This is a genomic window from Streptomyces sp. ME02-8801-2C (genome assembly GCF_033793965.1).
Classification (GTDB): Bacteria; Actinomycetota; Actinomycetes; order Streptomycetales; family Streptomycetaceae; genus Streptomyces.
The window spans coordinates 314,418-338,830 of record NZ_JARAXP010000004.1 but is presented as its reverse complement, the minus strand read 5'-3'; the positions used below and the strand labels follow the sequence as shown (position 1 = coordinate 338,830).

The following is a 24,413-nucleotide window of genomic DNA, read 5'->3' as shown; positions in this document are numbered from 1 at the left end:
TTCGCGGTATTCCGCCGGTCGGCTAGCCGACCGGAATATCAGAATCCAAATTCCGGCGGCCGTAGGCGACGATCATTCCGGAATATCCTTTGCGCAGATTCCCCGGGGCCCCGAGCCGCTTGAGCCGAAGGGTGTCGATCTTCCCGGCGAACGGTTCCAGGCTTTCGTAGACCTCCTGCTCACCGACATCACACGCCGGGAAGAATTCAGCGCCTACGTGATACCCCTCCGAGTGTTCCATGAACGCGGCGAAGAAGGGCGCCCCGGGAGCCAGTGCCCGCATGAAGGAGCCCACGCCCCGGTCGAACTCCTCGCGCTCGGTGGTCATCGACTCGGCGACGAAGAACATGGTCCCGACCGACCAGGGGCCCCGCCGCGCGATCCGGTCGAACTCGAGGAGGTTGCCGGGTGCCACACGGGCGACCTCGTGGAACCTGCGCCTCGGGTCGCCCTGGTACGCCTGGTACTCGGCGTTCTCGCGCAGGACCGTCCAGAACTGGTTCCAGTTCTCGTCGTAGGACTCCAACTGGCTTTCCAGGTACTCCAGGTTCTGCGGTGATCGCTCGACGAGCGTGATCTCCTTGCACCACGGGAGCATGGCCAGCGCGGGGTAGAGGTTGGCACCCGCGCCCACATCGATACCGATAACCGGGTCGGCGTCCTGGCGGTGCTCGCGGAAGTAGTCACCGAAGTGATCCCGCATGATCGAGATGATCTCGGCGTCCTCGTCGTGCAACCGGAGATAGTTGGCTTTGACGTAGGCACGCGAATCGAATCCCGCCCAAGGAGCCTGTGCGTTGGGCACGGCTGGCCTGTGTTTTTCCCCCGGCGATCCCAAGTCCATGGTTCACCGTATCAACATCACCGGCACTACGGAGCCCCCTGACGGAACGCGAACGACTTCGCGAAATAACTGTGACCGCAGGTTGGACCTGAATGCGCCTTGAGCGATCGGATCAGATCGCGTAATGCTGGTCGGAATCCGTCGATCACCTGCCGAACGTAGGCGAAACGCAGGCGAAACGCAGAGAACGCACCGTCCCGCCCGTACCACCCGTACGGGTGTCAACGTGACTTTACTCGCGCCACAGGGGGACGCATGAGCACTCTTCCCGCAGATGGTTTTCGGACACCCGCCGCAGGCGCTTCGCCGTACATCCGCCAGGTCGAGGAGGCCGATCTGCCCGAGCTGGTCCGGCTGGACGCGGAGGCGTTCCCGGAGGGCCCGTACCCCTTCTTCACGCTTCGCCAGCTCTTCGACCTGTACCCCGACCACATGCTCGTCCTCGACGGCGGCGAGGACGGCCTGCACGGCTACGTCCTGGTCGGCATGCCCCGCAGGCCCGACCGCGGCTGGATACTGAGCCTCGGGGTCACCCGAGACCAGCGCGGGCGCGGCCACGGCCGGCAGCTGATGGAGGAGGTGCTGCGGCGGCTGCGCGAAGACGCCGTGCGCGAGGTGCTGTTGACGGTGGAGCCGACCAACATCGCCGCGATAGAGCTCTACAGGTCACTCGGCTTCGCGGCCGAATCCGCCCCGCGCAAGGGCTACTTCGGGCCGAACGCCGACCGCCTCGTGATGAGCCTGCACCTGTGAGACGCCCGCCGCCTCACCCGAACCGGCGGACATACCGCCGCTGCCAGGGCGTCTCGACGGCGTGCCGGTCGTACCCCGCCCGCACATAGGCCACGGCCTCCTCGGCGGGCACCCCGTCCAGCACCGCCAGACACGCCAGGGCCGTCCCCGTACGCCCCCGCCCGCCCCCGCAGGCGACCTCCACCCGCTCGACCGCCGCCCGTTCCCACGCCTCGACCAGGGCCGCCCGGGCGTCCGCCCGATCCTTCGGAAGCCGGAAGTCGGGCCAGCGCAGCCAGCGGAACTCCCAGGAAACCGCCGGGGGCGGGCCACCGAGGAGATACACGGCATACGTGGGGACGGGCGCCGTCGGGTCCAGGGGCCGGCGCAGGCCACGCCCCCGGACCAGCCGCCCGGAGGGCAGTCGAAGCACGCCCGCGGCCCCCTCGTCCCACGGCTCCACCGCCTGCTGATCCGCACCCCGGCCCACTTCCTGGCCCACTGGCTCACCCACTCTCTGGTCCACTGGTTCATCCATCGGCCCATTCGAACCCGGTCCCGAATCCGGGGCAACCGATCTCGGGGAAACGGTGGTCTGGTGGGCGAGGGGGTACTCGATGCAGGCCGAACAAGAGGCCCAGTTCCATGAATTCGTCAGAGCGCGGTGGTCCCACCTGGTGCGTACCGCGTATCTCCTGACCGGCGACGCCCATCACGCCGAGGATCTGACGCAGACGGCGCTGGCGAAGGCGTACCGCTCCTGGCGGCGCGTCTCCCGCACCGACAATCCGGAGGCGTATGTCCGTCGGATGCTCGTCAGCTGCAACAGCGACCGGTTCCGCAAGCGACGCGTACGGGAGGCGCTGACCGACGCGCCGCCCGACGTGGTGGGCCGGGACGAGACCGTCTCGTGGGCCGACGAGCGCAGTGCCCTGCTCGGTGCCCTCGCCCAACTGCCGCCCAAACAGCGGGCGGTGGTCGTCCTGCGCTACTGGGAGGACCTCTCCGAGCAGGAGGTCGCCGACACGCTCGGCTGCTCCCAGGGCACGGTCAAGAGCCAGGCGTCCAAGGGGCTGGCGAAGTTGCGTTCGTATCCGGGGCTGGCACAGGTCGTCGGCCGGCCCGAGCCCAGCCCGACAGCACAGGTTCGGGAGGGCGTCCGGTGAACGGGGAACAGCGGCCGCAGCGGCAACCGGAGGACCGGGATCAGCCGGAGCAGGCTCAAGAAGCAGGACAGCACGTGAACAACGAACCGGTCGTACACGGAAAGGACTTCGAGACTCAGGTGCGCGAAATGATGGCGGAGGACGCCTACACCATCCGGCCCTCGTCGGCGCCGTATCCGGCGATCCGCCGCAAGGGCGCGATCGAGCGGCGACGGCGTGTGGCGGCGGCCGGCGCGGTACTGATCGCACTGGCGGCGGCACCCGTGGGCGCCTACGCGCTGAGCGGGAACGGCGGCGGCGGGAGCGTGGACACGGCGGCGCCACTGCCGTCGGTCCGCGCTTCGCAGCCCACGACCCCGACTCCCGTGCAGTCGAAGCCCGTTGGACCGACGGGCCCGGCGACGGCGGGCCAACTGGTAGACGGGATCACGCTGGCGCAGGCCGCTGACGGTCTGAAGAGGTGCATCGCCTGGGAACGTGAGAACCAGAAGGCCCGGGGCACCAAGGGGCCGCAGACCGATCTGGGCCGCGCCGCCGACTACCGGATCATCCTGGCCATGAACAGCACCGGTGACTCCAACGCCCCCGGCGACGGCTTCTTCGTCGTCGCGGTCAAGGAGCAGAAGAAGGCGCCGCAGCTGACCCAGCTGATCTGCAACATCAGAGAGGGCGAGGTGGGCGGCCTCGGCATCAGCGCGGGCGGCAAGGAATTCGACAACGGCGGCCCGGTGATGCCCGACATCAACGGCGGCAAGCTCTACCAGCAGTCGTTCATCGACAAGGGCAACTGGAAGCTGCCGTTCCGCTGGGGCTCCATCGGCCGGGTCGAGCCCTCCGTGGCCCGGGTGACCGTCTCGTACGGCGGCAGCACCAGTGAAGCCGCCCTGGACCACGGCTGGTTCGTGGCCACCGGCACCCTGAACGAGCAGGTCACCCTCGCTCCGCACGTCAAGGGGTACGACAACACGGGCAAGGTCGTCTACGACTCGGACACGGACGCCGGGTACGACAAGGCGCTGCCGTAGGCAGACCGCGACGGGCAGGTGACGGGGGCGCCGTACAGGGGTCGGCGCCCCTTTTCACCTGCCCGTACCTGTATCCGCAGTCACCCCCGCGCCCGCCCCCGCCGTCAGCCCACGCCCCGTGACTCCTGTGCCGCCCGCGCCTCTATCCCGCGGAAATGCACGGCCAGCGCCTGCTGTGCGCCCTCGACGTCGTGCGCGCGGAGTGCCGTCACGATGTCCCGGTGCCTGCGGGCCGTCAGTTCCGGAGCCGGGTCGTCGTGCCAGCCCCGGGCGCCCGAGACACGGCGGAACACCGTCCAGAAGGCGGCGAGCAGCTGCGGCACGAGGGCGTTGCCGAGAGGCCCGTACAGCGCCTCGTGGAATTCGCGGTCGAGCTCGGGGAAGCGCCGACCCGCGCGGCCCGCCTCCTCCATCCGGGTGACCACCGACTCCAGCCGGTCGAGTTGCGCGTCGGACAGCACCGCCGCGACCCGCCGAATGAGGCCGTCCTCGAGAACCTCCCTGACCTGGAGGATCTCGGCGAGCGCGGCTCCGTCCCCGTCGTGCCGGGCGAGCGTACGGAACGTCAGTCCGTCGATCAGCGGCGCCAGCGACGCCTGTCCGACGTACGTCCCGTAGCCGTGCCTGATCTCCACGATGTCGAGGGCCTGGAGCGCCTTGAGGGCCTCGCGGACGGAGTTGCGGCTGACCTCGAGGGTCTCCATCAGCTCGACCTCCGTGGGCAGCGGTGCGCCCGCCCGGAGTTTGCGGTCGAGAATCAACTGCATGACCTGGCGCTGGACCTGGCCGCTCACCCGCCGCTCGGGCCGGCGTCGCTTCCCGGACTCCTGAGACATGCGGCGCATCGTACGCTCGCCGGACATCCGACGTCCCACCTCCAGGCATATCAAAATCCGGGTCACCTCGAATTCACGCGCCTTTCGATCTCGGCCCTCGACGCCGCCGATGGTCGAATTTCATATCGTCATTGGTCACACCTCTGGCAGATACGCCATTCGTGTGCGATCTCTTGACCGGCCCCACCGCCGCTCTTATGGTCGCGCTGCCCCCTATGACGTAGGACGTCGTATCTCCTCACCTTTTCGGACCCCACCCCGCTGGAGGAATCGTGCGCGACGTGACCCGCTACGTACCCCACGACATGACCCGCGACGGATCGGCCGCCCCGCACCGCCGGTCGTTCCTGAAGTACACCGGCGCACTGGGTGCCGCCGCCGCCATCTCCTCGTCGCTGTCGGCCTGTTCGTCGGGCCCCGAGTCCACCAACGACACCGGGGGCGGCGCCGGGGGCGCGAACAGCACGCTCACGGCCGTGATCGGCTACGGCAACGACGGCAGCTGGGACCCCACACAGACGGCGTCCGCCTTCTCCATGGCGGCCAACAACCACATCTACGAGGGTCTGCTCGACACCGACCCGATCACCCGCGAGCCGTACGCCGCGCTCGCCACAGCCGTACCGGCCGACCTCTCCGGCACCTCCTGGAAGTTCGCGCTGCGGGCCGGGGCGACCTTCCACGACGGAAAACCGGTGACCGCCGACGACGTGGTCTTCGTATTCGATCGAATCCTTGATCCGAACACCCAGACACTCGCCAAGGGGTTTTTCGCCAGTTGGCTGAAAGAAGTGAAAAAAGTCGACGCGCAGAATGTCGAGCTGGTACTGAAGTTCCCCTTCCCCGAAGGCGTTTCCCGGCTCACCCTGGCGAAGATCATGCCCAGGCACGTCTTCTCCCAGCCCGGTGCCTGGGACGACGCGATCAAGGGAAAGGCGATCGGCTCGGGACCGTACCGGCAGACCGCGCACCACCCGAAGTCGAACACCACGTTCGAGGCGTTCGCGGCCTACAACGGTCCGCGCAAACCCGCGTTCAAGAAGATGAACTGGATGACGATGGTGGATGCCGCACCCCGCGTCGCCAAGATCTCCGGGTCCAGTGCCGGCGCGCAGATCGCCGACAACATCCCGTACGCCAACATCCAGCAGCTCAAGAGCGGCGGGATGGACGTCCAGGGCGGGGCGGGGATGAACAACCTGTTCCTGATGTTCAACACCAAGCACAAGCCCTTCGACGACGTACGGGTCCGCCAGGCCCTGCACTACGCCATCGACACGGGGAAGATGGTGGAGAGGGCTCTGCGGGGCCACGGCAAGCCGTCGACGTCCTTCCTCAACGAGGCCAACCCCGGCTACCGGCCGGCGAAGACGGTCTACGACTACGACCCGGAGAAGGCGAAGGCGCTCCTGAAGGAGGCCGGGGTCAGCGGGCTGAAGATCGAGATCCTGTCCGTCAACGTCAGCTGGATCGTCGACTGCCTGCCCACCATCAAGGAGTCCTGGGACGCGATCGGCGTCGGCACGACCCTCAACCCGCAGGAAACCACAGCGGTGTTCACGAAGATGGACCAGAAGCAGGACTACCAGGTGGTGTCGGCGGCCTCCAACCCCAACCAGTTCGGCCTCGACGCGGACCTGATCATGCACTACAACTACGGCCCGCAGAACCTCTGGATGGGCTACGCCCGTTGGGCCGACAACTCCGTGGCCAAGCAGCTCTTCCGGGCCATGGACCAGGCGACGCAGGAGCCGGACCCACAGAAGAAGAAGACGATGATCCAGGACTACATCGACATCGTCGCCGAGGAGGCCGTGCTCTACCCGGTCGTCCACAACGAGCTGATGACGGCCTGGAACCCGAAGAAGCTCGCCGGTATAAGGGCACAGCCGTACCCGGGCATCAACCTCCTCCAGGCCAAGTGGGTCTAGCCATGGTTTCAGACATGGTTTCAGCCGTGGGTCCGGTCACCGCCAAATCGCCCTAGCTGTACGGGAGTTCGGGAGTTCGTACGTGGTCGCCATCGCCAGGATCCTGGCCCGCCGGATCATTCTGCTCGTCCCGCTGATGCTCGGCATCGTGCTGTTCGTGTTCCTCGTCATGCGGTTCTCGGACGTCGACCCGGCCTCCGCGTTCTTCCAGGGCGCCAACCCGACCCCGCAGCAACTGCACGACTTCCGCGAACAGAACGGCCTGCTCGATCCGTTCCCCGTCCGCTATCTCCACTTCATCGGCGACCTGCTCCACGGCGACATGGGCATCAGCGCGCTGACCCGCGCGCCGGTGCTCGACCAGATCACCACCGCCCTGCCGCTCACCCTCCAACTCACCTTCATGGGCCTGGGAATCGCCGTGATCCTGTCCCTGGTGGGCGGGGTCACGGCGGCGATCTACCGGGACCGTCTCCCCGACCAGATCATCCGCGTCGTGTCGCTGACCGGTGTCGCGGCGCCGGGCTTCTGGCTGGCCCTGCTGATGATCCAGTACCTGGCCGTCGACCTCGGCTGGTTTCCGACCGGCGGCTACATCAACCCGGCCGACTCCTTCACCGGCTGGCTGAAGACGATGACACTCCCGGCCCTCGCGCTCTCCCTCCCGGTCGCGGCGCAGCTCACGCGCATCGTCCGTACGGCGGTGGTCGAGGAGCTGGACAAGGACTACGTCCGCACGGCGATCGGCAGCGGGCTGCCACCCAGGGTGGTGGTGGGCCGCAACGTACTGCGCAACGCGCTCATCAACCCGCTGACGGTGCTGGGCCTGCGCGTCGGCTACCTGCTCGGGGGCGCGGTCGTCATCGAGACGATCTTCTCGCTGCCGGGGATGGGAAAACTGATGATTGACGCCGTGAAGAACGGCGACCCGGCCGTGGTGCAGGGAGTGGTCCTGACGACGGCGACCGGTTTCGTGGTCGTGAACCTGGTCATCGACATCCTCTATCTCCTGGTCAACCCACGATTGAGGGATGCGGCCTGATGTTCATGATGTTCGAGAGGGGGCGCCTGGCCGCCCTCCTGTCCCGCCCGGGCATCCGGCTGCGCGGCTGGCGCCGCCTCCCGGTCCTCTCCCGGGTCGCGGTCTGCTTCCTCGCGCTGGTGGTGTTCGTGGCGGTCTTCGCCCCGCTCATCGCCCCCGACGACCCGCTGGACCAGCAGCCCCTGATCGGCGGTACGGGAGCCCCGTCCGCCGAGCACTGGATGGGCCAGGACAGCCTGGGCCGCGACATCATGAGCCGGCTGATGTACGGCGCCCGCTGGTCCCTCGCCATCGGCCTGGGCGCCACAGCACTCGCCCTCACCGTGGGCGCGCTGATCGGCGCGATCGCGGCGACGTCGCGCAAGGCGGTGGACGAGACGCTGATGCGCTGTCTGGACGTGGTGATGGCGTTCCCGGGCATCGCGCTGGCCGCCGTGCTCGTCGCGGTCTTCGGCGGTGGCATCACGGTCCTGATCTGCGCGATCGCGTTCCTGTTCACCCCGCCGGTGGCGCGCGTGGTGCGGGCGAACGTCCTGGACCAGTACGGCGAGGACTATGTGACGGCGGAACGGGTGATCGGCGCCCGCACACCGCACATCGTCCTTCGCCACGTGGCGATCAACTGCGCTGCGCCCGTGCTGGTGTTCTGCACGGTGCAGGTGGCGGAGGCGATCGTCTTCGAGGCGTCGCTGTCGTTCATCGGCGCGGGCGTACGGCCGCCGGACCCGTCCTGGGGAAGCGTCATCGCGGACGGCAAGAACATGGTCCTGACCGGCGGTTGGTGGGCCACGGTCTTCCCAGGCCTGCTGATGCTGATCACGGTGCTGTCGTTGAACGTCCTCTCCGAGGGCGTGTCGGACGCGTGGGCGGCACCGGCGGCTCGGGACGTGGAGGTACGGGAGGACGAGGACCCCCTGGAGGCGCCCGAGCCGGGAACCGGCGAGGTCCTGGCCCTGCCCGGCCTGACGGACGCGGCGGCGCGACTGCGCGCACGAGCCCGCCCGATCCCCACCGGTCTGCCGATACTGGCGGTCGAGAACCTGACCATCGGCTTCGCGGCCCGGCACGCGGGCGTGGACATCGTCGACGGCATCAGCTTCGAGGTCCACCCCGGTGAAGTCCTGGGCCTGGTCGGAGAGTCGGGCTGCGGCAAGTCGCTGACGGCGTTGACGGTGATGGGCCTGGAACCGAAGGGCGCCCGGGTCACCGGCCAAGTCCGCTTCAACCAGCGGGACTTGCTCGCCGAACCCATGCGGGTACGGCGCAAACTGCTGGGCCACGAGATGGCGATGATCTACCAGGACGCCCTGTCGTCCCTGAACCCGGCGATGACGATCCGCTCGCAGCTCAAACAGGTCGTACGCCGAGGAGGCCACCGCACCCCGGAGGAACTGCTGGGCCTGGTGGGCCTGGACCCCGACCGCACCCTGCGCAGCTACCCGCACGAACTGTCGGGCGGCCAGCGCCAACGGGTCCTGATCGCGATGGCCCTGTCCCGCGACCCGAAACTGATCGTCGCCGACGAGCCCACCACGGCCCTGGACGTCACGGTCCAGGCCCAGATCATCGAACTGCTCCTCCGTCTGCGCGAGGAACTGGACTTCGCCCTGATCCTGGTCTCGCACGACCTGGCCCTGGTGGCGGACGTCACGGACCGGGTGGTCGTGATGTACGGCGGCCAGATCGTGGAGACGGGCGTGACGGCGGACCTGGTCGGCACCCCGACCCACCACTACACCCGGGGTCTGCTGGGCAGTGTGCTGTCCCTGGAGTCGGCGGCACTGCGCATGACGCAGATCAAGGGCACGGTCCCCTCCCCCGCCGACTTCCCCAAGGGCTGCCGATTCGCGGACCGTTGCCCGATGGCTACGGAGGTGTGCCGTACGACGGCCCCCGATCTCCTGGGCACCCATGGCCACTTGGCGGCCTGCCACCATCCGGCGATCGACCTGACGACGCCGGAGCCGACGGGAAGCGAGAGGGTGAAGTGAGCACCAGTACGGCTACGGTTGTGTCGACCCCGTTGGTGGAACTCTCCGACACGCACGTGGTCCACAAGGCCCGCAGCGGCGGCCTGTTCACCCGGGACCGCGTGTACGCCCTGACAGCAGCCGACTTCAGGGTGGCGCCCGGCGAGACGGTGGGCGTGGTGGGCGAGTCGGGCTGCGGGAAGTCGACGCTGGCGAAGGTCCTGGTGGGCGTACAGCCCCCGACGTCGGGCCAAGTAGCCTTCCGCGGAACCGACTTGTGGGCGATGAAACCGCCGGAGCGCCGCTCTGCGATCGGAACGGGCACAGGCATGATCTTCCAGGACCCGTCGACGGCCCTGAACCGCCGCCTGACGATCCGCCAGATCCTCCGCGATCCGTTGGACGTGCACAGGCGAGGCACAACAAAGGAACGGGAGGAGAGAGTACGGGAGTTGATGAGCCTGGTAGGCCTCCCGCGCGCCCTGGGGGACGGCCTCCCGGGCCAGCTGTCGGGCGGCCAGCGCCAACGGGTCGCGATCGCACGCGCGTTGGCCTTGAACCCCGACCTGGTGGTGGCGGACGAACCGACCAGTGCCCTGGACGTGTCGGTCCGCGCCCAGATCCTGAACCTCCTCCTGGACCTGAAGGAGCGCCTGAACCTGGCCCTGGTCTTCGTCTCGCACGACATCCAGACGGTACGGCGGATGAGCGACCGGGTGATCACGATGTACCTGGGCCGGATCGTGGAGGAGTCCCCGGCGGCCGAGGTGACGGACAGGGCCCGCCATCCGTACACCCGGGCACTGTTCTCGGCGACGCCGGGCCTGCTGGACCCGATCGACCCGATCCCCCTGGTCGGCCCGGTCCCCTCAGCAACGCGCCCGCCCTCCGGCTGCCCGTTCCGGACGCGCTGCTGGAAGGCGACCGACGTGTGCGCGGAGGTGATGCCGGAGTTCACGGCCGCGTCAATCCCGGGACACCGTTTCCGTTGCCATCACCCTGTGGAGGAGGGCCGGGCGACGAGGGAACTGGTCGCCCAGGCGGTGGCCGCCGTGCCCGACATGCCCTCTGACCTGCGGGAATCCTCCGTAACCCTCGCAGCCCCCACCACCCCCGCACCCCCTGCACCCCCCGCAGCCCCCTCGCACACCCCGAAAGATCCCAGGGAGCCCTGATGACCTTCCCCACCCCGCTGACCGGTGTCGTCCCTCCTGTCTGCACTCCGCTGACACCGGACCGCGGGGTGGACGTACGCTCACTCGTCAGGCTGGTCGACCACCTGGTGGAGGCGGGCGTGGACGGCCTGTTCGTGCTCGGTTCGTCGTCGGAGGCGGCGTATCTGACGGACGATCAGCGCAGGCTGGTGGTGGAGACAGTGGTGGGCCATGTCGCCGGCGCGCTGCCGGTCCTGGCGGGCGCGATCGACATGACGACCCCCCGGGTACTGGACCACGTACGGTCGGTCTCGGCGGCGGGCGCGGACGCGGTGGTGGTCACGGCCCCCTTCTACACCCGTACGCACCCCTCGGAGATCGCCCGCCACTTCCGCCTGGTGGCGTCGGGCAGCCCGGTCCCGGTGGTGGCGTACGACCTCCCGGCCTCCGTCCACAGCAAACTGCCGGCGGGTCTGGTGCTGGAGCTGGCGGCGGATGGGGTGTTGGCAGGGTTGAAGGACTCCAGCGGGGATCTCGCATCGTTCCGCTCGGTGGTGACGGGCGCGCGGGAACACCCCGGGGTCAGCGGCTTCAGCGTCCTGACGGGAAGCGAACTGCTCGTGGACTCGGCCCTGGCAGTGGGCGCGGACGGGGCGGTACCGGGCCTCGCGAACGTCGACCCGGACGGCTACGTGCGCCTGGTCCGCTTCTGCCGGGCCGGCGACTGGGACCGGGCGCGCGCCGAGCAGGAACGGTTGTGCGTGCTGTTCGGGATGGTGGCGGCGGGGGATCCGGTACGGATGGGGGGCAGCTCGGCGGGGCTGGGGGCGTTCAAGGCGGCGCTGTATCTGCGGGGGGTCATCGACTGTCCGGCTACGGCCGACCCGCAGATTCCGTTGTCGGAGGACGAGGTGGAGCGGGTGGGGAAGTTTCTGGCGGGGGCTGGGTTGTTGTAGGGGCGGTCAGGTCAGGAAGGCCGCCTTCCGCGAGCCAGCCCAGGAACGACGTACGCTTCCTCCGCTTGACCGCGTCCTCAAGGGCCGCGTTCACCGTGGCGGCTTTCGTTGCAGTGCCGAAGATCTTCGCGGCCTCCGCCAGCATCTCGTCGTCGACATCGATGACGGTTCGTGTCATGCGACTCTCCTTGATCCGGTGGACTGCGGCGTGGCCGCGATATCAAAATCCACGCTCGTCACATTCGGGCCCGTCAACCGCGCTTCGGCGCTTCCCCCAGTTTGGCGCGCATCCCTTCGGCGGCCTGATGCGTGATCCAGACGACGACCTGCTGCTGTTCGCTGGTCACCGGTGAGCCCCTCGGACCGCACGGATCTCCGCGACAGCCAAGTCGACAGCAGTGTCGAAGTCGGGATCCTGCCGGGCGATGACCCGGCTACGGAACTCCTCGACCAGACGGACGACTCCGGCAAGGTCGGTGTGGTTGATCTCGCGGGCCAACTCGGCCTCGAAGTCGTCACCGTCTCCGGGAAAGCCATAGCCCATAGTGAGGGCGGCACGGAGTTCGCCGATGGTGCGCATGGGCGGAAGATGAGACGGGCCGGAGTCTGCCGGGTGCTTGTTCATGGCGGTTGCGGCTCCCTTTCGCGGTGTCACAGCGCCGGGGTGTGACGGGCTCGTCTCGGCATGTGACCCATGGCGCTCCGGAGGCAGTCAGAGAAGACGAGTTGCCAGTCGGTGATTTCAACAAGGACCACTCATTACGACGGCGGGGCAGTCACACACGTGAACCCAGAGGTCATGGCATATCGCGCATGCCGTCCGATATTGCTTCCATGCTCTCGATGAAGGACGCGAAGACGCTGGTCGGCATGATCAACATGCCGCGCCGAGGAATCTTCGAATCACGGACTGAGGCGACCTGGCCGCTGAAGGCGACTTCAACGCAGTCGCTCCCGGAACCGCCGCTGTACGAGGACTTGAACCAGCGGACGTCGCTGTTGGCTTCCTGGGCCGGTGGCATCATCGCTCCTTGCGCGCTGCGGCGGTGAATTCTCTGGTGAGTTCCGCGAGCAGACTGCTTGTGTCCGAAGTGCTCAGCGCCTGGGACCGCAGATACTCGAAGACCACCCTATGGCGCTCCAACTCTGGCGCCTTCTCCAGGTACAGGGCTCCGCTGAGGTTGCTGAGATGCACGACGTCGAGTGACGGTTCGGGACCCCTGATGATGATGAAACTGGTGCTTTCGGCGGCGTGCGCTCCGGCTGTGAAAGGCAGGATCTGCAGCGTGACATGCGGGGTCGTCGCCGCAGCACGCAAGTGCTCCAGCTGCTCTGCCATGACCTGGGGTGATCCAACAAGGCGCCGGACGACGGCTTCATCCATGATGGCCCAGACGTGAGGCGGGGTCTCCCTCTTCAGGACCTCCTGCCGCTTCATCCGGACGTCCACCATCCGCTCGATCAGCTCGGCCTCGGCACGCACTTCGGCGGCCTGGATCACAGCGGTCGCGTAATGAGGGGTTTGCAGTAGCCCAGGTACATAGGTGTTGGCCCAGTGGCACTCCTCGACCGCCTCGTCCTCGAGCGTGAGCAACGGTGTGATCCAGCCGGGGATCGCGTCGTTGTAACTCTTCCACCAGCCCTGCACCTTGGCACTCTTGGCCATCGACACGAGCGCAACGCGTTCCTCGTCCGTGGTGCCGTAGGCACGGCACAGCGCATCCACCACCAGCCACTTCACCGGTCCTCGGTTGGACTCGTACCGGTTCAGGGTTGCCCGGGAAACCCCGGCGGCCTCGCCGGCCACCTCCAAAGTCAGCCCCTTGAGGTCCCTCAACCGCTTGAGCTCGGCGCCGAGTTGGCGGCGCCTGGTGGTCGGTCCCACGGAAGTCCTCTCGCTGTATGTCCACGCCATTGTCGAGGCGCACCTGCTGGTCATCAACCACGCTTACATGCATGGGCCCGGAGTCGGATCACCCACACGGAGGAATTTCAAGAGATGTCCGCAATGAGATTCTCACAGTGAGACGATCTCTGTCACACTCCAAGCCACGCGGGGAAAAAGACCCTTCGATCCCCACGTGCCCTTCGGCCAACCACGTCACAGGAGTTGCCATGCGACGACTGATCAGGAGATTCAGCGACTGGGCTCAGACGCTTCTCACGCCAGCGGGACACCACCATGCGGTTTGCCTGCCACCACCGGGTCCGCTACAGGCGCTTCAAATTCCGCAGCCAAGGATCGCAATCGCCGAGACCGTCCGAGCGTGGTACGAGCCCCTCGACGGCACTGCCAACAAGCTCGTCCGCCCCTACCTCGCCGCGTACGAGTTCGAGGAGAGGGCTTCCCGGCGGCGGCTACTCGGCGACGACTCCTGGCACGCTACGTACTACGCCGCCAGCAATCCCCAGGGCATCCGCAGCCAACTGGGGGCGGCATGACGAACAATGACGTGGATCACGTACGACTCCTTCCCTGGACCGGCGCGAGCGGCCAGCCGAGTCTCCTCGTCTCGGACGGCGACGGCCCCGTCTCCCGGATCGCCGACCGGGTTGAAGTTATCCAACTCGGCCTCGCGAACAGGCTCCTCAGCCGTGCACATCAGTTGATCGCAGGCCCAGAGTTGTCGATCAGTGAACTCGGCGTTTTGACAGCCCAGTTGTCCGACGCACTCCACGACGCCCTGCTCATCGCCGAGTGCCGGGGTGCTCGCCTCCGTGCAGTGAGATGCGGCGCTCCTCAGCACGACGAGGACTTCCATGAGGCACTCCTCGCACACAGCTCGGCCGGCTTCCAAGCGCTCGCCGCCCTTTCGCTCTCGGGTGCTGACCTCGCCTCTGCTCGCGTTGCCCGGCGCTGCGTACGGAACATGGCCGAGTTGCAAAATCTCCCTTCCGACGCGGTGGACGATCTCGAAACAATCACCGGGGAGTTGACGGCCAACGCCTTGGAACACAGCGACAGCCGAACCATCACGGTCGCGCTGACCCTGGCTGCTGAAACGGCTACGGTCAGCGTGACCGACGAGGGAGAGGGGTACGGGCCAGTGGCACCCGCGCCGACGGGCGCGAGGACAGAGGAAGAGCGCGGGCGCGGGCTGCTGATCACTGGCGTACTCGCAGCCCGATGGGGAAGACGGCGGACAAGAAAGGGCCAGACGGTGTGGGCCGAGGTCGTCACCGATACCGATACCTCGGACCGCGTCGGATGAATGCCGCGTTCACACTCGCAGGGGCACAGCCACAGCCTCATACCTGAAGCTGAAGAGCTGCGCACAGGGCCGGAGTTCGAATGAGCTCCGGTCTCGTACGGCTACTCGGGCCTTCATGGACGCGACGAGGCGATCGGCCCTCAGATCACTTGACGAAGCGGTGATACTCAGGTTGAACTCGTAGACGCTGTAGGGGCCGTGACGTTCCTTGATCCCTGCGGTAGGTCGGTTTCATGAGGTACTCGTAGAGGGGCGCGTATACACCCGCCGAGCAGGGCAGGCGTGAGCAGCTGAGGCTGGAGGCGGCCCGGTTGTTCGAGCGTGGTGAGAGTCCGGGTGCGGTGGCCGCGGAGCTGAGGGTCACGCCCGGCACGGTGCGTCAGTGGCGCCTCCGTCGTCGTTCTTGGACTGTCCCAGCAGACGACCTCGCCGACGTGTCCTTACACAGCGATCTACTTCGCTCGTCCCAATTAGCGGTCGAGTCCTCACAGGGCACCGGGCGGCCAATCTTCTTCAGCCACATCAGCAGCAGGTCCAATACAGCCATACCCCGCGCCCCTGGGCCTCCCGATCCTACGAATGACCGGGGTGAACCCAGACAGAACGGTAAGGATCCAGTTCCGCCTCCACCTGATCGACGGCTGCCTCGCAGAGACCGGCCTGATCGTCGAACCCTCGTGATCGACCAGCCGATGTCTACGAGTTCAACCTGAGTAGTTACCTTCCTCCTGCCACCGCTTAAACCATCTCTTGCCAGATCGCGAATTCGCGGGGACTTTTTGCGGCGAGAAGGTTTGAAATCGTAGTTCGATCCACGGAATCCAACCAACTATCGAACGAGACTTCACCACCAGGGAACCACCACTCCGAATAACTGTCTACAGAGTCGAGGTCGCCATCCAAGGGGTACCTGAATTCGAATTGCACCTGAACGTAGGACTCATGCTCCCCTGCGGCGTCAACAACTTCAAGCTGTCGAACAATACCGAGAGTGAAGGTAGGTTCCAGGAACCAGTTGACCTTTCCGTACTGGAAAAGATATCCGTCCGCGTCAGGGATTTCCGGCACCTCAAACTCGATCGCCGAAAATCGTCTCACCAGCCGAGTCAACCCCGAGAATGATGGGTCGAAGCCACCCATCTCCTCGACCAGTCGGCGAGCGACGTCTTCCGCCGAATCTACCTGCAGCTTCTCAGACATGATTACCTTTCCAATCCATGGGTAGGCACCCTGACTGGTGCCCACCCACCAGCCCTTCGATGGACGGTGCTTTTTCGTCCTACGGCCAGTGGCCCCCTTGCAGCTGCCGTCTGACGTGGCCTATGACGTCAAGCGCTTCACTCCTATTTCTGGCTCCACTCATCAAATCATTCACGTAAGCGTAATATTCATTTGTGTGAACCTTCGAGTGTACCGACAGTCCATTTGGGTTGGGTGACGAGCTGCTCCGCGGCAGCCAGACACCATTCTCAGCGTCGTTCACGCCGATTCCGAATCTGTCCAACTGTGCCCTCGCGGGCGCCGCCTTCGGTGAATTTCCTGCCACAATGTGATGCGGGGAATGAGGCGTTGCCGGTTCCAAGTCGCCAGCAGCATTTAGGGCATTTCTGAGCTTGTTGGCGCAACCCGCGTCAGCGTTGTGCACCAAAATCGGTGTTGCCCCGGCCAGCACATAGTAGGTATGGATGTTGCTGACGGTGAGGTTGTAGACAGTGGCGTCCGGTGCCGTCCACCGCTTGATTGTGGTGATCTGGACACGAGTGCCAGCGCCGGTCTGGAGCCACTGGCCAGCCTGGAGGTCGGTGGCGTCAATCCATTCCCGGAGTTCGGGGACCCAGAAGGGGTGACCATCGGTGGCGGTGACCTCGGCCGTCTTCGTGCCCTTCTTGCCGTCGGTGTCAATGGTGACCTTGACCAGGTGTTTTAGGCCTTGCCCCCTGATCTCGGCGGTGACTGTCTGGACCCGTGTGCCCCCCGTTTCAGGATCGGTGGCAACAACCCTGTCACCATTCTTGACGTCCTTGATCGCCTTGGTCGAGCCGTCGGCCATCAGGACCCGGGTGTCCGGGGTGAAGCTGTTACAGCCAGGCGTTTCCCCACCGCCCGAACCGCCGTCGCCCTCGCCGCCGCCGTCACCGTCGTTGCCGCCACCGGAGTCATCCCGCCCCGACCCGCTACGCGACCCGCCCGACTTGTTCTCGGCCCTGCCCCCGCCTGACGAACCCTTCTGCTGCGCCGTCTTGCGTGCCTTGACCTGCGGAGCGTTCCCCCGGGCCCCCTTCGACCCCGTGTGGGATTTCTTCTTCGCAGCCTCTGCCGCGGCCTTCGCCGCCTCCCGAGCCTTGCGTTTCGCCTCCGCAGCCGCGGCCTCCGCCGCCTTCTTCGCCCTGATCAGCGCGGCCTTCGCCGCCTTCGCCGCCTTCAGCCCGGCCTCGGCGACCACCTTCGCCGCCCGCCATGCCTTCACCGCGCTCTTCGTCGCCTGGAAGGCCTTCCACATCTTCTTGCCCTTGGAGAAGACGCTCGACCACGGAATCGCGTCCATCAACAGGCTGCCGCACGCCCACAGGTCACCCTGCGAGAAGCAGCCGACGATGTCGTCCCAGCCCACGAACTCCTTGAACACCGCCCAGCCGACCGACAGGATCACATCACCGATCGAGCGGGACAACGTCCGCTGGTACTCCGCGATCTTCGCGTCCAGCGCCGCCATCGACGCGTCGAAACTCGACGCCGACGACGTCAGACCCGACGGGTCGGAGTGCGTGACCGGGTTGTTGTTCGCGTACGAGTAGCCGTTCGCCTGCAACGGATCGCTCTGGTCCAGCACCGGGTCCGCCGACACGAACCGGCCGGTGGCAGGGTCATACTCCCGCGCACCCAGATGCACCAGACCCGAACCCGCATCGTCATCACCCGTCGCGAACGCCGTACGCGAACGCGACGCGACACCCGCGACACGGTCCTGACCCCACGGATCCTTCTTCGTCACCCGCACGCTCTGGTCGCCGTCGAGGCGCACCTCCGCCAGCGGGGTCCCGTTGTGGTCGACCGCGTTGGCGAACACCTGCTCGTCCGCGCCGGAGGTCGAGGACGCCTCCCGGTAGCGCGTCACTGTCGGGGCGCCCTCGTGGCCGTACGTACGCTCCGCCGAGCGGAGTTTGCCCGTGGCGGTCACCGAGACGCTCGTGTCCGGCAGGTGCAGCACCGCACCCGCACCCGAGCGCTCCAGCAGGCGGTTGCCCATCCCGTCGTAGACGTACGTCGTCTTCGAGGCCGGCTTGAACACCTGGCCCGGCGCCGAGGTGTCACAGGTCGCCAGGACCAGGTCGGTACCGTTCGCCAGCGACGGGGCCGACAGGCACAGGCCGGTCGCCACGTGCTTGAGCAAGCCCGTGGGCAGGGTCTGCCAGCGTTGCGCCGTCGCAGCCGTGTCACACGCCTGGATCTGTACCGCTGAGCCCGCCGCCGTGCCGCTCGGCTGGGCGCAGCGCCCGCCCACCACGAACTGGCCGACCGTCGCGTCCTCGACCGTGCCGTTGTTGTCGGCGTCGGCCGCCTTGACGCGGAAGTTCTGCGCCTTGGTGCCGTTGCACACGAACAGCTGGAGGGCCGTGCCCGCTGCTGTACCGGAGTTGGTGAGGTCCAGGCACATCTCCGAGGCGCCCACCCATGCCCCGGAACCCTCCGGGCCGAAGCCCGTCACCGACTCGACCTGGCCGTCCCACGTCCAGGTAAGGCCCTGGGCCGTGTCACCGCCCGTCGTACGGCTCTCCAGGCTGCCCGCGTCGTTGTACTTCTGCGTGGCCAGGGTCTTGACCTCGGCCCCAGCCGCCGTCGTCGACTTCGTCGTGTACGAAGTCAGCGTGTGCGGCTGGTCGTTGAGCGCCGTGTCGCTCTTGCCGTAGGCGTAGTCCGTGACGACGTCGTTCTTCGTGTCGCGCACGCCCGAGGTGAACGTCGGGTCGGCCTTGAGGACCGTCTTCGACTTCCGGTTGCCCAGCACGTCGTACGTGTAGGACTGCCAGTAACCGTCGTTGTTCGACGAGACGTTGACCTTGCCGTCGGAGTACACCGGCTCGGCCGTCGTCTTGCCGGCGGCCTGGCAGGCCCCGCCGCCCGGCGTCGTCCACGCCGTCTTCAGCTGGCCCAGCGTGTCGTACGTGAAGCACTGCCGGTCGGTGGGCTTCGTGCCGATCTTGTCGGCGACGGACAGGATGTTGCCCGACGGGTCGTAGGAGTAGGCGCGCTGGCTCACCTCGTACTCGGGGACGACGGACTTGTCTGTCGCGTTCTCCCTCAGCAGCTTGCCGGTCAGCAGTTCGCCGGTCGACTCGTCGAAGGAGCTCTCCTGCCACACCCGGTGGCCGATCTCGCCCACTGTGGAGCGCAGTACCTGCCCGTAGGGCGAGTAGGACGTCTCGGCGACGTACCAGTCCTTGCCGGAGACCGTGGTCGGGAGCCCTGCCTCGTTGTAGCGGTTGATGACGGTCTCGGCGGTCAGACCGCCCGCCTCCGGGGTCGTGTACTTCTCCAGCTGACCGTCTTCGTTGTACGTGTAGTCGTACGTGTAACGGGACTTGAAACCGTCCGCTGTCGTCCCCGACGTCGTGCCGTCGGGCATGGTCAGCGTCATCGACGTCGGCTGATAGTCCGCCGTGTAACCGGCGATCGACGTCGTGTACGCCTTGCCGCCGTCGTTGTAGCGGGTCGCCGTGGCCAACTGGCCCTTGCCACCCGGGACCGAGTCGTACGCGTAGGACTGGACCAGAGTGCCCGAAGTGGAGCCCGCCGGAGTGAACTTGACCTCGCTCACCCGGTGATAGGGCTCATAGCTGTACGCGAGCTTCTGCCCGAGGCCGTCGGTCGCCCAGTCCACCTGACCGTACGCGTCGTACTCGGTGTGGGAGGCTCCGGTGTCCGGGTCGGTGGTGTCGGTGACCCGGCCGAGGGCGTCGTACTTCCAGGTGCGCGTGTGACCGACCTCGTCGGTCGAGGTGGTCATGTCGCCGCGCGCGTCGTAGTCGTACGTGGTGGAGATCGCACCGGCCTCGGTCAACGCCGTGTCGCTGAAGGTGTCCTGCTGCACCGTGCGGCCCAGTGCGTCGGTCCACACCCGGGAGCCGGGTGTGCCCTTGGGCTGGCGGACGATGGTGTAGTCGAGGCCGTACTGGTAGCGGGTGCGGCGGTCCGTCGTCTTCACCATCGTGTTGCCGTCCGCGGCATCATCGCCCGTCTGCGGGAACGAATGGTGGACGGGGGTGACGGTCAGGACGCGGCCCAGGCCGTCGTAGGTGTAGGTGGTCGCGTTGGGGACCAGCGACTCGGAGGCGGGGACGACCAGGGCCGTGCTCGGCTCGCCTTGCATGTAATAGGCGTTACGGGTGAAGGCGACCTGGCCGGCGGCGTTGTGGAACGTGTCGGTGACCAGCTTGCCGCCGCCCACCGCCGGGGTCTGGGACTGGCGTTCACGGCCCAGGCCGTCGTAGATCGTGGTGGAGGCGGTGTAGACGGCCTTTTCGCCGTCTCGCGCCGGGGTGGGGTTGTCCTGCAGCGACTCGGTGACCACGGAGGCCGGCTCGTTGGCGGGCGTGTTGTAGGTGTAGCGCGCGGTGGGGTCGTCCGTGGCGGGCTGGGTCGGGTCCCATGCCTCCGTGGTGCGGCCCAGCGGGTCGTACTTGTAGGACGTGACCCGGTTGTTGGGGTCCTTCGAGGTCAGCGTCGCGCCGCGGCCGGGCTCCACGGTGGTGGTCGTGATGAGGCCCGTTTCCACATTGTTGCTGTCGAGCTTGGCGCCCTGCACCGTCTTGATCTCGTAGACCTGACCCGAGTCGGGGATGTAGGTCGTGGTGTTGGCCAGGTCCGTGGCGTCGGTGACCTTCTCCACCCGGCCGAACTCGTCGTATTCCGTGCGTGACTCGGGGTTGTCCGAGTTCCAGCCCGTGCCGGTTCCGAGCGGTGTCTCCGTCCTGGTCACCTGGCCCTTGGTGGGCTTGGCGCCCAGCGACGTCGCGTCGTCGTAGAAGACACGCGAGCCGGTGATCAGCGTGTCCTTCGTCGCCGTCGTCAGGGTGGTCGAGCAGGTGCTCGTGCCGGTCGTCGTGATCGTCTGGTTGACCAGGCCGATCAGGTAGACACCCTTGACGGTGGCGGTTTCCCTGGTGTCGTTGTTCACGTACGTCGTGCGGGTGCACGAGTCGTCCTTGGTCTTCGCCGTGTCGTCGTCGCCGAACTCGCGGACCACGGTCGGCAGACCGTACGAGTCGTACTCGGTCTCCGTCTTCACCGTGCGCAAGGGTTCCGAGTCGCCCGGACGGCTGCCCGAGGACTTTGTCGTCGTCAGGACCTTGCCCAGCGTGACACGCTCCGAGACCACGTCCGGACCGTCGGTACGGTTACGTCTGGCCAACTCGACCGGTGCATCCGGATAGTTGACCGTTCGGGATATCCAGCCGCCGGTTGTGGCGGCGCCGGAGTCGGGGTAGGTCAGGGACTCGGCGACCATGCCCGCGTACGCCTTGCGGTCGTTCGCGATCGCCGCGCCGGTGACGTCCTTGACCGTGAGGGAACGCTTGGTGTCGTCGTCCGGCTTGTCGGGCGTGACGGTGTCCACGAGGACGTCGTCGCTCATGCCCCGGAAGTAGCGGGTGACCTCCTTGGAGGCGACGCTGCCGTCGGGCGCCGATGGGACGCCGGAGATCGTGGTGATGACCGGGTAGCCGCGCCAGTCGTCCCAGGTGCGCGTCTTGGGACGCGAGAACTCCGTCTGGCTCTTCGCCCAGAGTGCGCCGGCCTTCTTGTCGGTCAGGTCCGTCTCGTACGTGTACTTCGTCGTCACGTCCGTCGCGTCCGCCAGCTGCGGATACTCGGTGATCGAGTCGACCACGTACTTCTGGAACCAGGAGATGCGCTCGTCGCTCAGCTGTTCGTCGGCGTGCCAGTAGACCGGGTAGCAGCGCAGCGTGTTCTGGTCGAACGGAGGGAAGTCCTTGCCGCTGGCACAAGCACCCTCGGGCGCCTTGTACGTGACGTGGGTGCGCCCGCCGTACTCGGAGACCACGTCCTGGATGCGCAGCCGCCCGAACAGCGAGTCCGTGTCGCCCGTGGCCCACTTGACCCGGTTGGGCAGCACCAGCTTGTTGCTGCCGAAGGTCACCGGGTTCAGGGGCTTGGTGGAACCGTCCACCGCGTAGCCGGTACGGGCGATGGACTCCAGCCACAGCGCCGTGTACTCACCGGTCAGGTCCCAGGGGAAGGACTGTCCGAGGCTCCAGGAGTCGACCTTCGAGAGGGCGGTGGTGCCGTACGTCAAGTCGTCGATACCGCAGGCGTTGCGGGAGCCCGAGTCGTTTTTGTCGTTGTACTCGGTGAGCCTCACGCCCCGCTCGCGCTGAGCGCACGCGGTCACCGCGGCCAGGCGATTGCGGGACCAGAACGTGGGTGAGTACGTCGAGCACTTCTTGCCCGCCAGGCAGGCGAGGTCGGCCGGGGTGTCGTACCAGGGCCGGGTGCGGTCGGACTGCTTGGAGTCGAAGCTGTCGTTGGAGCAGTCGCCGTCGTCCGTGAAGCAGCGCTCCAAGGCGGTGAAGTTCATGCGGCCCAGGGGCTCGGCGGAGAAGAGGGTGTCCGAACGCTGCCCGTAGTCGATACGGGTCAGCAGGCCGGCCCGGTCGTAGGCGACCGCACCTGTCTCCGTCATGTTCTGCGCGTAGGCGTTGGTCTCCTTGTCCCACCACAGCGACATCGCGTTGCCGTTGAGGTCGACGACGTAGTCGAGCTGGAAGCGCCAGCCCTGGTCGCAGAAGGAGTTCTTGAACTCGGTGGCGTGGCACGGGTCGCTGCTGTGGTTGCCGGCGACCGGCACCTTCAGTACCGACTCGGTCTCCTCCTTGCCCGAGGACCAGCCCGGCAGACGGTTGAGACCGAAGTAGTACTGGGTGCCGTCGCTGGTGGTGACCCGCCAGAACTCCCCGTTGTCGTCACCGTTGCCGGACGTGTGGGTGACGTTCAGGATGCGCTTGTAGTCGGCCTCGGTGAGCAGTTCCACGCGCGTGTTGTCGCCCCGTGCGCCCCTCCACTCCCCGGTGGTGTCGTCGCGCACCAGCTCGGTCGTCGTGCCGTTCAGCGACAGCACCGCGTTGTAGGAACCCCAGCACTGGTCGCCCGTGAACTTGTCCTTGTTGTTCGCGTTCGCCGTGTCGGCCGCACAGCTCACAAAGGTGCGGGTGATCGCGCCGGGGTTGTAGTCCCAGCCCTCGCCGATCCATGACACCTGGTTGTTCGTCGCGGACGTACGCCCGTCCGAGGACTGCGAGTTGTAGCTCAGCGTCACGTTCGGCGACGGACCCGAGGGGACCTCGGGCCCTGCCATCGTGTACGAGTACGTGAACGCACCCGACGAGCCGCCCTGCGACCAGGAACCGGCCGAGGACAACGGGGTCGCGCCGAAGTCACCGCCCGCGCCCGAGCCGTAGGAGATTCCCGCCAGCACTCCTCCGCCGGACGAGTCGGCGATCTGGCGGACACCGCTTCGGCTGTCGCCGCGCCACACCGCCGGGTTGGCCGAGCCCGCGTCCGTACTCACGGCGGTGGATGCGCCGGTCGGCGCGGGGGCGGACACCGACGCCAGGGCGGCGGTGTCGACGGTCAAGTTGAGCAGGGTCTCCTGGATGTCCCTGGTCTTCTCGTTGCTGCCGGAGGTCTCATCGGGCGCGGTGTCCTCGCCGGGGTCCGCCTCCGAGCCGGAGTCGTCGCCGCCGGCGTCGACCGACACGGTTACCTCGTCGGTGGTGCGCTCGACCTCGGTGGCGACCGGGATGCCCGTCGAGCACTCCTCGCGCTCCGGTGTGGTCGTGTAGCAGGCGGGCATCAGCGCGAAGGACAGCCGGTCCAGCCACTGCGCGCTGTACGTCTCGGCGAAGCGGGTCGCGTCGATCTGGAGGACCGCGTCACCGGTCGCCGTGTCGGGGGCGTCGACCTGGAGCAGCAGGCCTTGCGCACCGGCCGCCACCGCATCGGCCTCGGGTCTGACCGTGACGTCCCAGGCACCTTCCAGGGAGTCGGCCTGGGCCTGGGTCGCGCCGTCGGGCGCGGTGACGCCGACGGTCACCGTGCCGTCGGTGGAGGCGGCGACAGGCTTGGGGGCGCCACCCGCGGTCAGACCGTCGACCGGTGCGGCCAGGTCGACAACCGCGGGCACCTCGGCCACTGCCGCCGGGTTGTAGTCCGGCAGCTCGGCCAGATCCGGCTTTTCGAGCTCCTTCACCTTGTCGGTCTTGGTCTCGTCGAGCGGGACGGCGTCCGTCTCCTGCAACTCGTCCAGTTCGACCGTCGTACGGGTGTCGTTGTCGGGACCGAACGCCACCGCGCCCTGCAAGGAAGTGACGTTGAGAGCGAGGAACACCGCTGCGACCACACCGAGCCGCGCCCGTCGGCGAATCAACCGGTCACGGACCGATCTCTCCGTCAGCCGGCCCTTGCCGCACCACGACAGTCCCCCACGCATGGCCGACCGACCCCTCCCCGAACCCCGAATCACGAACCAT

Annotated in this window: 20 protein-coding genes; 11 read left to right on the top strand and 9 right to left on the bottom strand. The window is 67.1% G+C overall.

The genetic code is table 11. From position 1 onward, the window contains the following. Positions 1 to 22 precede the first annotated feature (22 nt). The gene (locus tag PV396_RS14775) at positions 23 to 805 is read right to left on the bottom strand and encodes an SCO2525 family SAM-dependent methyltransferase (protein WP_319204626.1); all 783 of its coding nucleotides are present in this window, start codon (positions 803 to 805) and stop codon (positions 23 to 25) included. 294 nt (positions 806 to 1,099) lie between these two features. Between PV396_RS14775 and PV396_RS14770 the strand changes: the two genes are divergently transcribed. Then, positions 1,100 to 1,597, top strand: coding sequence for a GNAT family N-acetyltransferase (locus PV396_RS14770; RefSeq protein WP_319204624.1), 498 nt, complete (start codon positions 1,100 to 1,102; stop codon positions 1,595 to 1,597). Positions 1,598 to 1,610: 13 nt separating this feature from the next. Here the strand turns inward: PV396_RS14770 and PV396_RS14765 are convergent, their stop codons facing one another. Next, positions 1,611 to 2,039, bottom strand: coding sequence for a protein-tyrosine phosphatase family protein (locus PV396_RS14765; RefSeq protein WP_319205523.1), 429 nt, complete (start codon positions 2,037 to 2,039; stop codon positions 1,611 to 1,613). A 154-nt stretch (positions 2,040 to 2,193) separates the two neighbouring features. Here PV396_RS14765 and PV396_RS14760 point away from each other — a divergent pair, with 154 nt between their 5' ends. Together PV396_RS14760 and PV396_RS14755 are read left to right on the top strand one after the other, a co-directional pair. Beyond that, on the top strand, positions 2,194 to 2,742 hold the full coding sequence (locus PV396_RS14760) for a SigE family RNA polymerase sigma factor (protein WP_319204623.1): 549 nt from the start codon (positions 2,194 to 2,196) through the stop codon (positions 2,740 to 2,742). 74 nt (positions 2,743 to 2,816) lie between these two features. Beyond that, on the top strand, positions 2,817 to 3,767 hold the full coding sequence (locus tag PV396_RS14755; protein WP_319204621.1) for a hypothetical protein: 951 nt from the start codon (positions 2,817 to 2,819) through the stop codon (positions 3,765 to 3,767). A 104-nt stretch (positions 3,768 to 3,871) separates the two neighbouring features. Here the strand turns inward: PV396_RS14755 and PV396_RS14750 are convergent, their stop codons facing one another. Further along, entirely contained in the window at positions 3,872 to 4,603 is a 732-nt protein-coding gene (locus tag PV396_RS14750) for a FadR/GntR family transcriptional regulator (RefSeq protein WP_319204619.1), read from the bottom strand. Between the two features lie 305 nt (positions 4,604 to 4,908). Here PV396_RS14750 and PV396_RS14745 point away from each other — a divergent pair, with 305 nt between their 5' ends. From PV396_RS14745 to PV396_RS14725, 5 genes are all read left to right on the top strand, one after another. Further along, a complete protein-coding gene (locus PV396_RS14745; RefSeq protein WP_319205521.1) occupies positions 4,909 to 6,534 on the top strand; it encodes an ABC transporter substrate-binding protein in 1,626 nt (541 codons plus the stop codon). Between the two features lie 82 nt (positions 6,535 to 6,616). Continuing rightward, the gene (locus PV396_RS14740) at positions 6,617 to 7,576 is read left to right on the top strand and encodes an ABC transporter permease (RefSeq protein WP_319204617.1); all 960 of its coding nucleotides are present in this window, start codon (positions 6,617 to 6,619) and stop codon (positions 7,574 to 7,576) included. 8 nt (positions 7,577 to 7,584) lie between these two features. Further along, positions 7,585 to 9,567, top strand: coding sequence for a dipeptide/oligopeptide/nickel ABC transporter permease/ATP-binding protein (locus PV396_RS14735; RefSeq protein ID WP_416071417.1), 1,983 nt, complete (start codon positions 7,585 to 7,587; stop codon positions 9,565 to 9,567). A 20-nt stretch (positions 9,568 to 9,587) separates the two neighbouring features. Then, positions 9,588 to 10,721: an ABC transporter ATP-binding protein gene (locus PV396_RS14730; RefSeq protein WP_319204614.1), complete on the top strand. Its 1,134-nt coding sequence runs from the start codon at positions 9,588 to 9,590 to the stop codon at positions 10,719 to 10,721. Then, positions 10,721 to 11,656 (top strand): dihydrodipicolinate synthase family protein, encoded by a 936-nt coding sequence (locus tag PV396_RS14725; protein ID WP_319204611.1) that lies wholly within the window; start codon positions 10,721 to 10,723, stop codon positions 11,654 to 11,656. Before PV396_RS14730 ends, PV396_RS14725 begins: the two co-directional genes overlap by 1 nt. On the opposite strand, the gene PV396_RS14720 is transcribed toward PV396_RS14725, so the two are convergent. The 4 genes from PV396_RS14720 to PV396_RS14705 all read right to left on the bottom strand — a co-directional run bounded on the left by PV396_RS14720 (position 11,574) and on the right by PV396_RS14705 (position 13,571). Further along, positions 11,574 to 11,834 carry a type II toxin-antitoxin system VapB family antitoxin gene (locus PV396_RS14720; protein WP_319204609.1) on the bottom strand — a complete coding sequence of 87 codons (261 nt, stop codon included), beginning with the start codon at positions 11,832 to 11,834 and terminating at the stop codon, positions 11,574 to 11,576. The genes PV396_RS14725 and PV396_RS14720 overlap by 83 nt on opposite strands. Positions 11,835 to 11,999: 165 nt before the next feature. Further along, positions 12,000 to 12,236, bottom strand: coding sequence for a hypothetical protein (locus PV396_RS14715; RefSeq protein WP_319204607.1), 237 nt, complete (start codon positions 12,234 to 12,236; stop codon positions 12,000 to 12,002). A 217-nt stretch (positions 12,237 to 12,453) separates the two neighbouring features. Then, complete coding sequence (locus PV396_RS14710) at positions 12,454 to 12,678, bottom strand: DUF397 domain-containing protein (protein ID WP_319205519.1); 225 nt, start codon at positions 12,676 to 12,678, stop codon at positions 12,454 to 12,456. Continuing rightward, positions 12,678 to 13,571 carry a helix-turn-helix transcriptional regulator gene (locus tag PV396_RS14705; protein WP_319204605.1) on the bottom strand — a complete coding sequence of 298 codons (894 nt, stop codon included), beginning with the start codon at positions 13,569 to 13,571 and terminating at the stop codon, positions 12,678 to 12,680. Before PV396_RS14705 ends, PV396_RS14710 begins: the two co-directional genes overlap by 1 nt. A gap of 200 nt (positions 13,572 to 13,771) precedes the next feature. Between PV396_RS14705 and PV396_RS14700 the strand changes: the two genes are divergently transcribed. From PV396_RS14700 to PV396_RS45110, 3 genes are all read left to right on the top strand, one after another. Next, the gene (locus PV396_RS14700) at positions 13,772 to 14,098 is read left to right on the top strand and encodes a hypothetical protein (protein ID WP_319204603.1); all 327 of its coding nucleotides are present in this window, start codon (positions 13,772 to 13,774) and stop codon (positions 14,096 to 14,098) included. Continuing rightward, positions 14,095 to 14,868 (top strand): ATP-binding protein, encoded by a 774-nt coding sequence (locus tag PV396_RS14695; protein ID WP_319204601.1) that lies wholly within the window; start codon positions 14,095 to 14,097, stop codon positions 14,866 to 14,868. Before PV396_RS14700 ends, PV396_RS14695 begins: the two co-directional genes overlap by 4 nt. A gap of 290 nt (positions 14,869 to 15,158) precedes the next feature. Beyond that, complete coding sequence (locus tag PV396_RS45110; RefSeq protein WP_416071416.1) at positions 15,159 to 15,581, top strand: helix-turn-helix domain-containing protein; 423 nt, start codon at positions 15,159 to 15,161, stop codon at positions 15,579 to 15,581. A 25-nt stretch (positions 15,582 to 15,606) separates the two neighbouring features. Here the strand turns inward: PV396_RS45110 and PV396_RS14690 are convergent, their stop codons facing one another. Both PV396_RS14690 and PV396_RS14685 read right to left on the bottom strand, forming a co-directional pair. Further along, on the bottom strand, positions 15,607 to 16,068 hold the full coding sequence (locus PV396_RS14690) for a hypothetical protein (protein WP_319204599.1): 462 nt from the start codon (positions 16,066 to 16,068) through the stop codon (positions 15,607 to 15,609). A 79-nt stretch (positions 16,069 to 16,147) separates the two neighbouring features. Then, the gene (locus tag PV396_RS14685) at positions 16,148 to 24,373 is read right to left on the bottom strand and encodes a polymorphic toxin-type HINT domain-containing protein (protein WP_319204597.1); all 8,226 of its coding nucleotides are present in this window, start codon (positions 24,371 to 24,373) and stop codon (positions 16,148 to 16,150) included. Between the last annotated feature and the right edge of the window lie 40 nt (positions 24,374 to 24,413).

Excerpts from the sequence above, each read along its gene's own strand:
- PV396_RS14690 (WP_319204599.1), bottom strand. The coding sequence starts at position 16,068 with ATGTCTGAGAAGCTGCAGGTAGATTCGGCGGAAGACGTCGCTCGCCGA.
- PV396_RS14725 (WP_319204611.1), top strand. The coding sequence starts at position 10,721 with ATGACCTTCCCCACCCCGCTGACCGGTGTCGTCCCTCCTGTCTGCACT.
- PV396_RS14735 (WP_416071417.1), top strand. The coding sequence starts at position 7,585 with ATGTTCGAGAGGGGGCGCCTGGCCGCCCTCCTGTCCCGCCCGGGCATC.
- PV396_RS14750 (WP_319204619.1), bottom strand. The coding sequence starts at position 4,603 with ATGTCTCAGGAGTCCGGGAAGCGACGCCGGCCCGAGCGGCGGGTGAGC.
- PV396_RS14695 (WP_319204601.1), top strand. The coding sequence starts at position 14,095 with ATGACGAACAATGACGTGGATCACGTACGACTCCTTCCCTGGACCGGC.
- PV396_RS14705 (WP_319204605.1), bottom strand. The coding sequence starts at position 13,571 with ATGGCGTGGACATACAGCGAGAGGACTTCCGTGGGACCGACCACCAGG.
- PV396_RS14700 (WP_319204603.1), top strand. The coding sequence starts at position 13,772 with ATGCGACGACTGATCAGGAGATTCAGCGACTGGGCTCAGACGCTTCTC.
- PV396_RS14720 (WP_319204609.1), bottom strand. The coding sequence starts at position 11,834 with ATGACACGAACCGTCATCGATGTCGACGACGAGATGCTGGCGGAGGCC.
- PV396_RS14710 (WP_319205519.1), bottom strand. The coding sequence starts at position 12,678 with ATGCCACCGGCCCAGGAAGCCAACAGCGACGTCCGCTGGTTCAAGTCC.
- PV396_RS14715 (WP_319204607.1), bottom strand. The coding sequence starts at position 12,236 with ATGCGCACCATCGGCGAACTCCGTGCCGCCCTCACTATGGGCTATGGC.
- PV396_RS14760 (WP_319204623.1), top strand. The coding sequence starts at position 2,194 with ATGCAGGCCGAACAAGAGGCCCAGTTCCATGAATTCGTCAGAGCGCGG.
- PV396_RS14745 (WP_319205521.1), top strand. The coding sequence starts at position 4,909 with ATGACCCGCGACGGATCGGCCGCCCCGCACCGCCGGTCGTTCCTGAAG.
- PV396_RS14685 (WP_319204597.1), bottom strand. The coding sequence starts at position 24,373 with ATGCGTGGGGGACTGTCGTGGTGCGGCAAGGGCCGGCTGACGGAGAGA.
- PV396_RS14770 (WP_319204624.1), top strand. The coding sequence starts at position 1,100 with ATGAGCACTCTTCCCGCAGATGGTTTTCGGACACCCGCCGCAGGCGCT.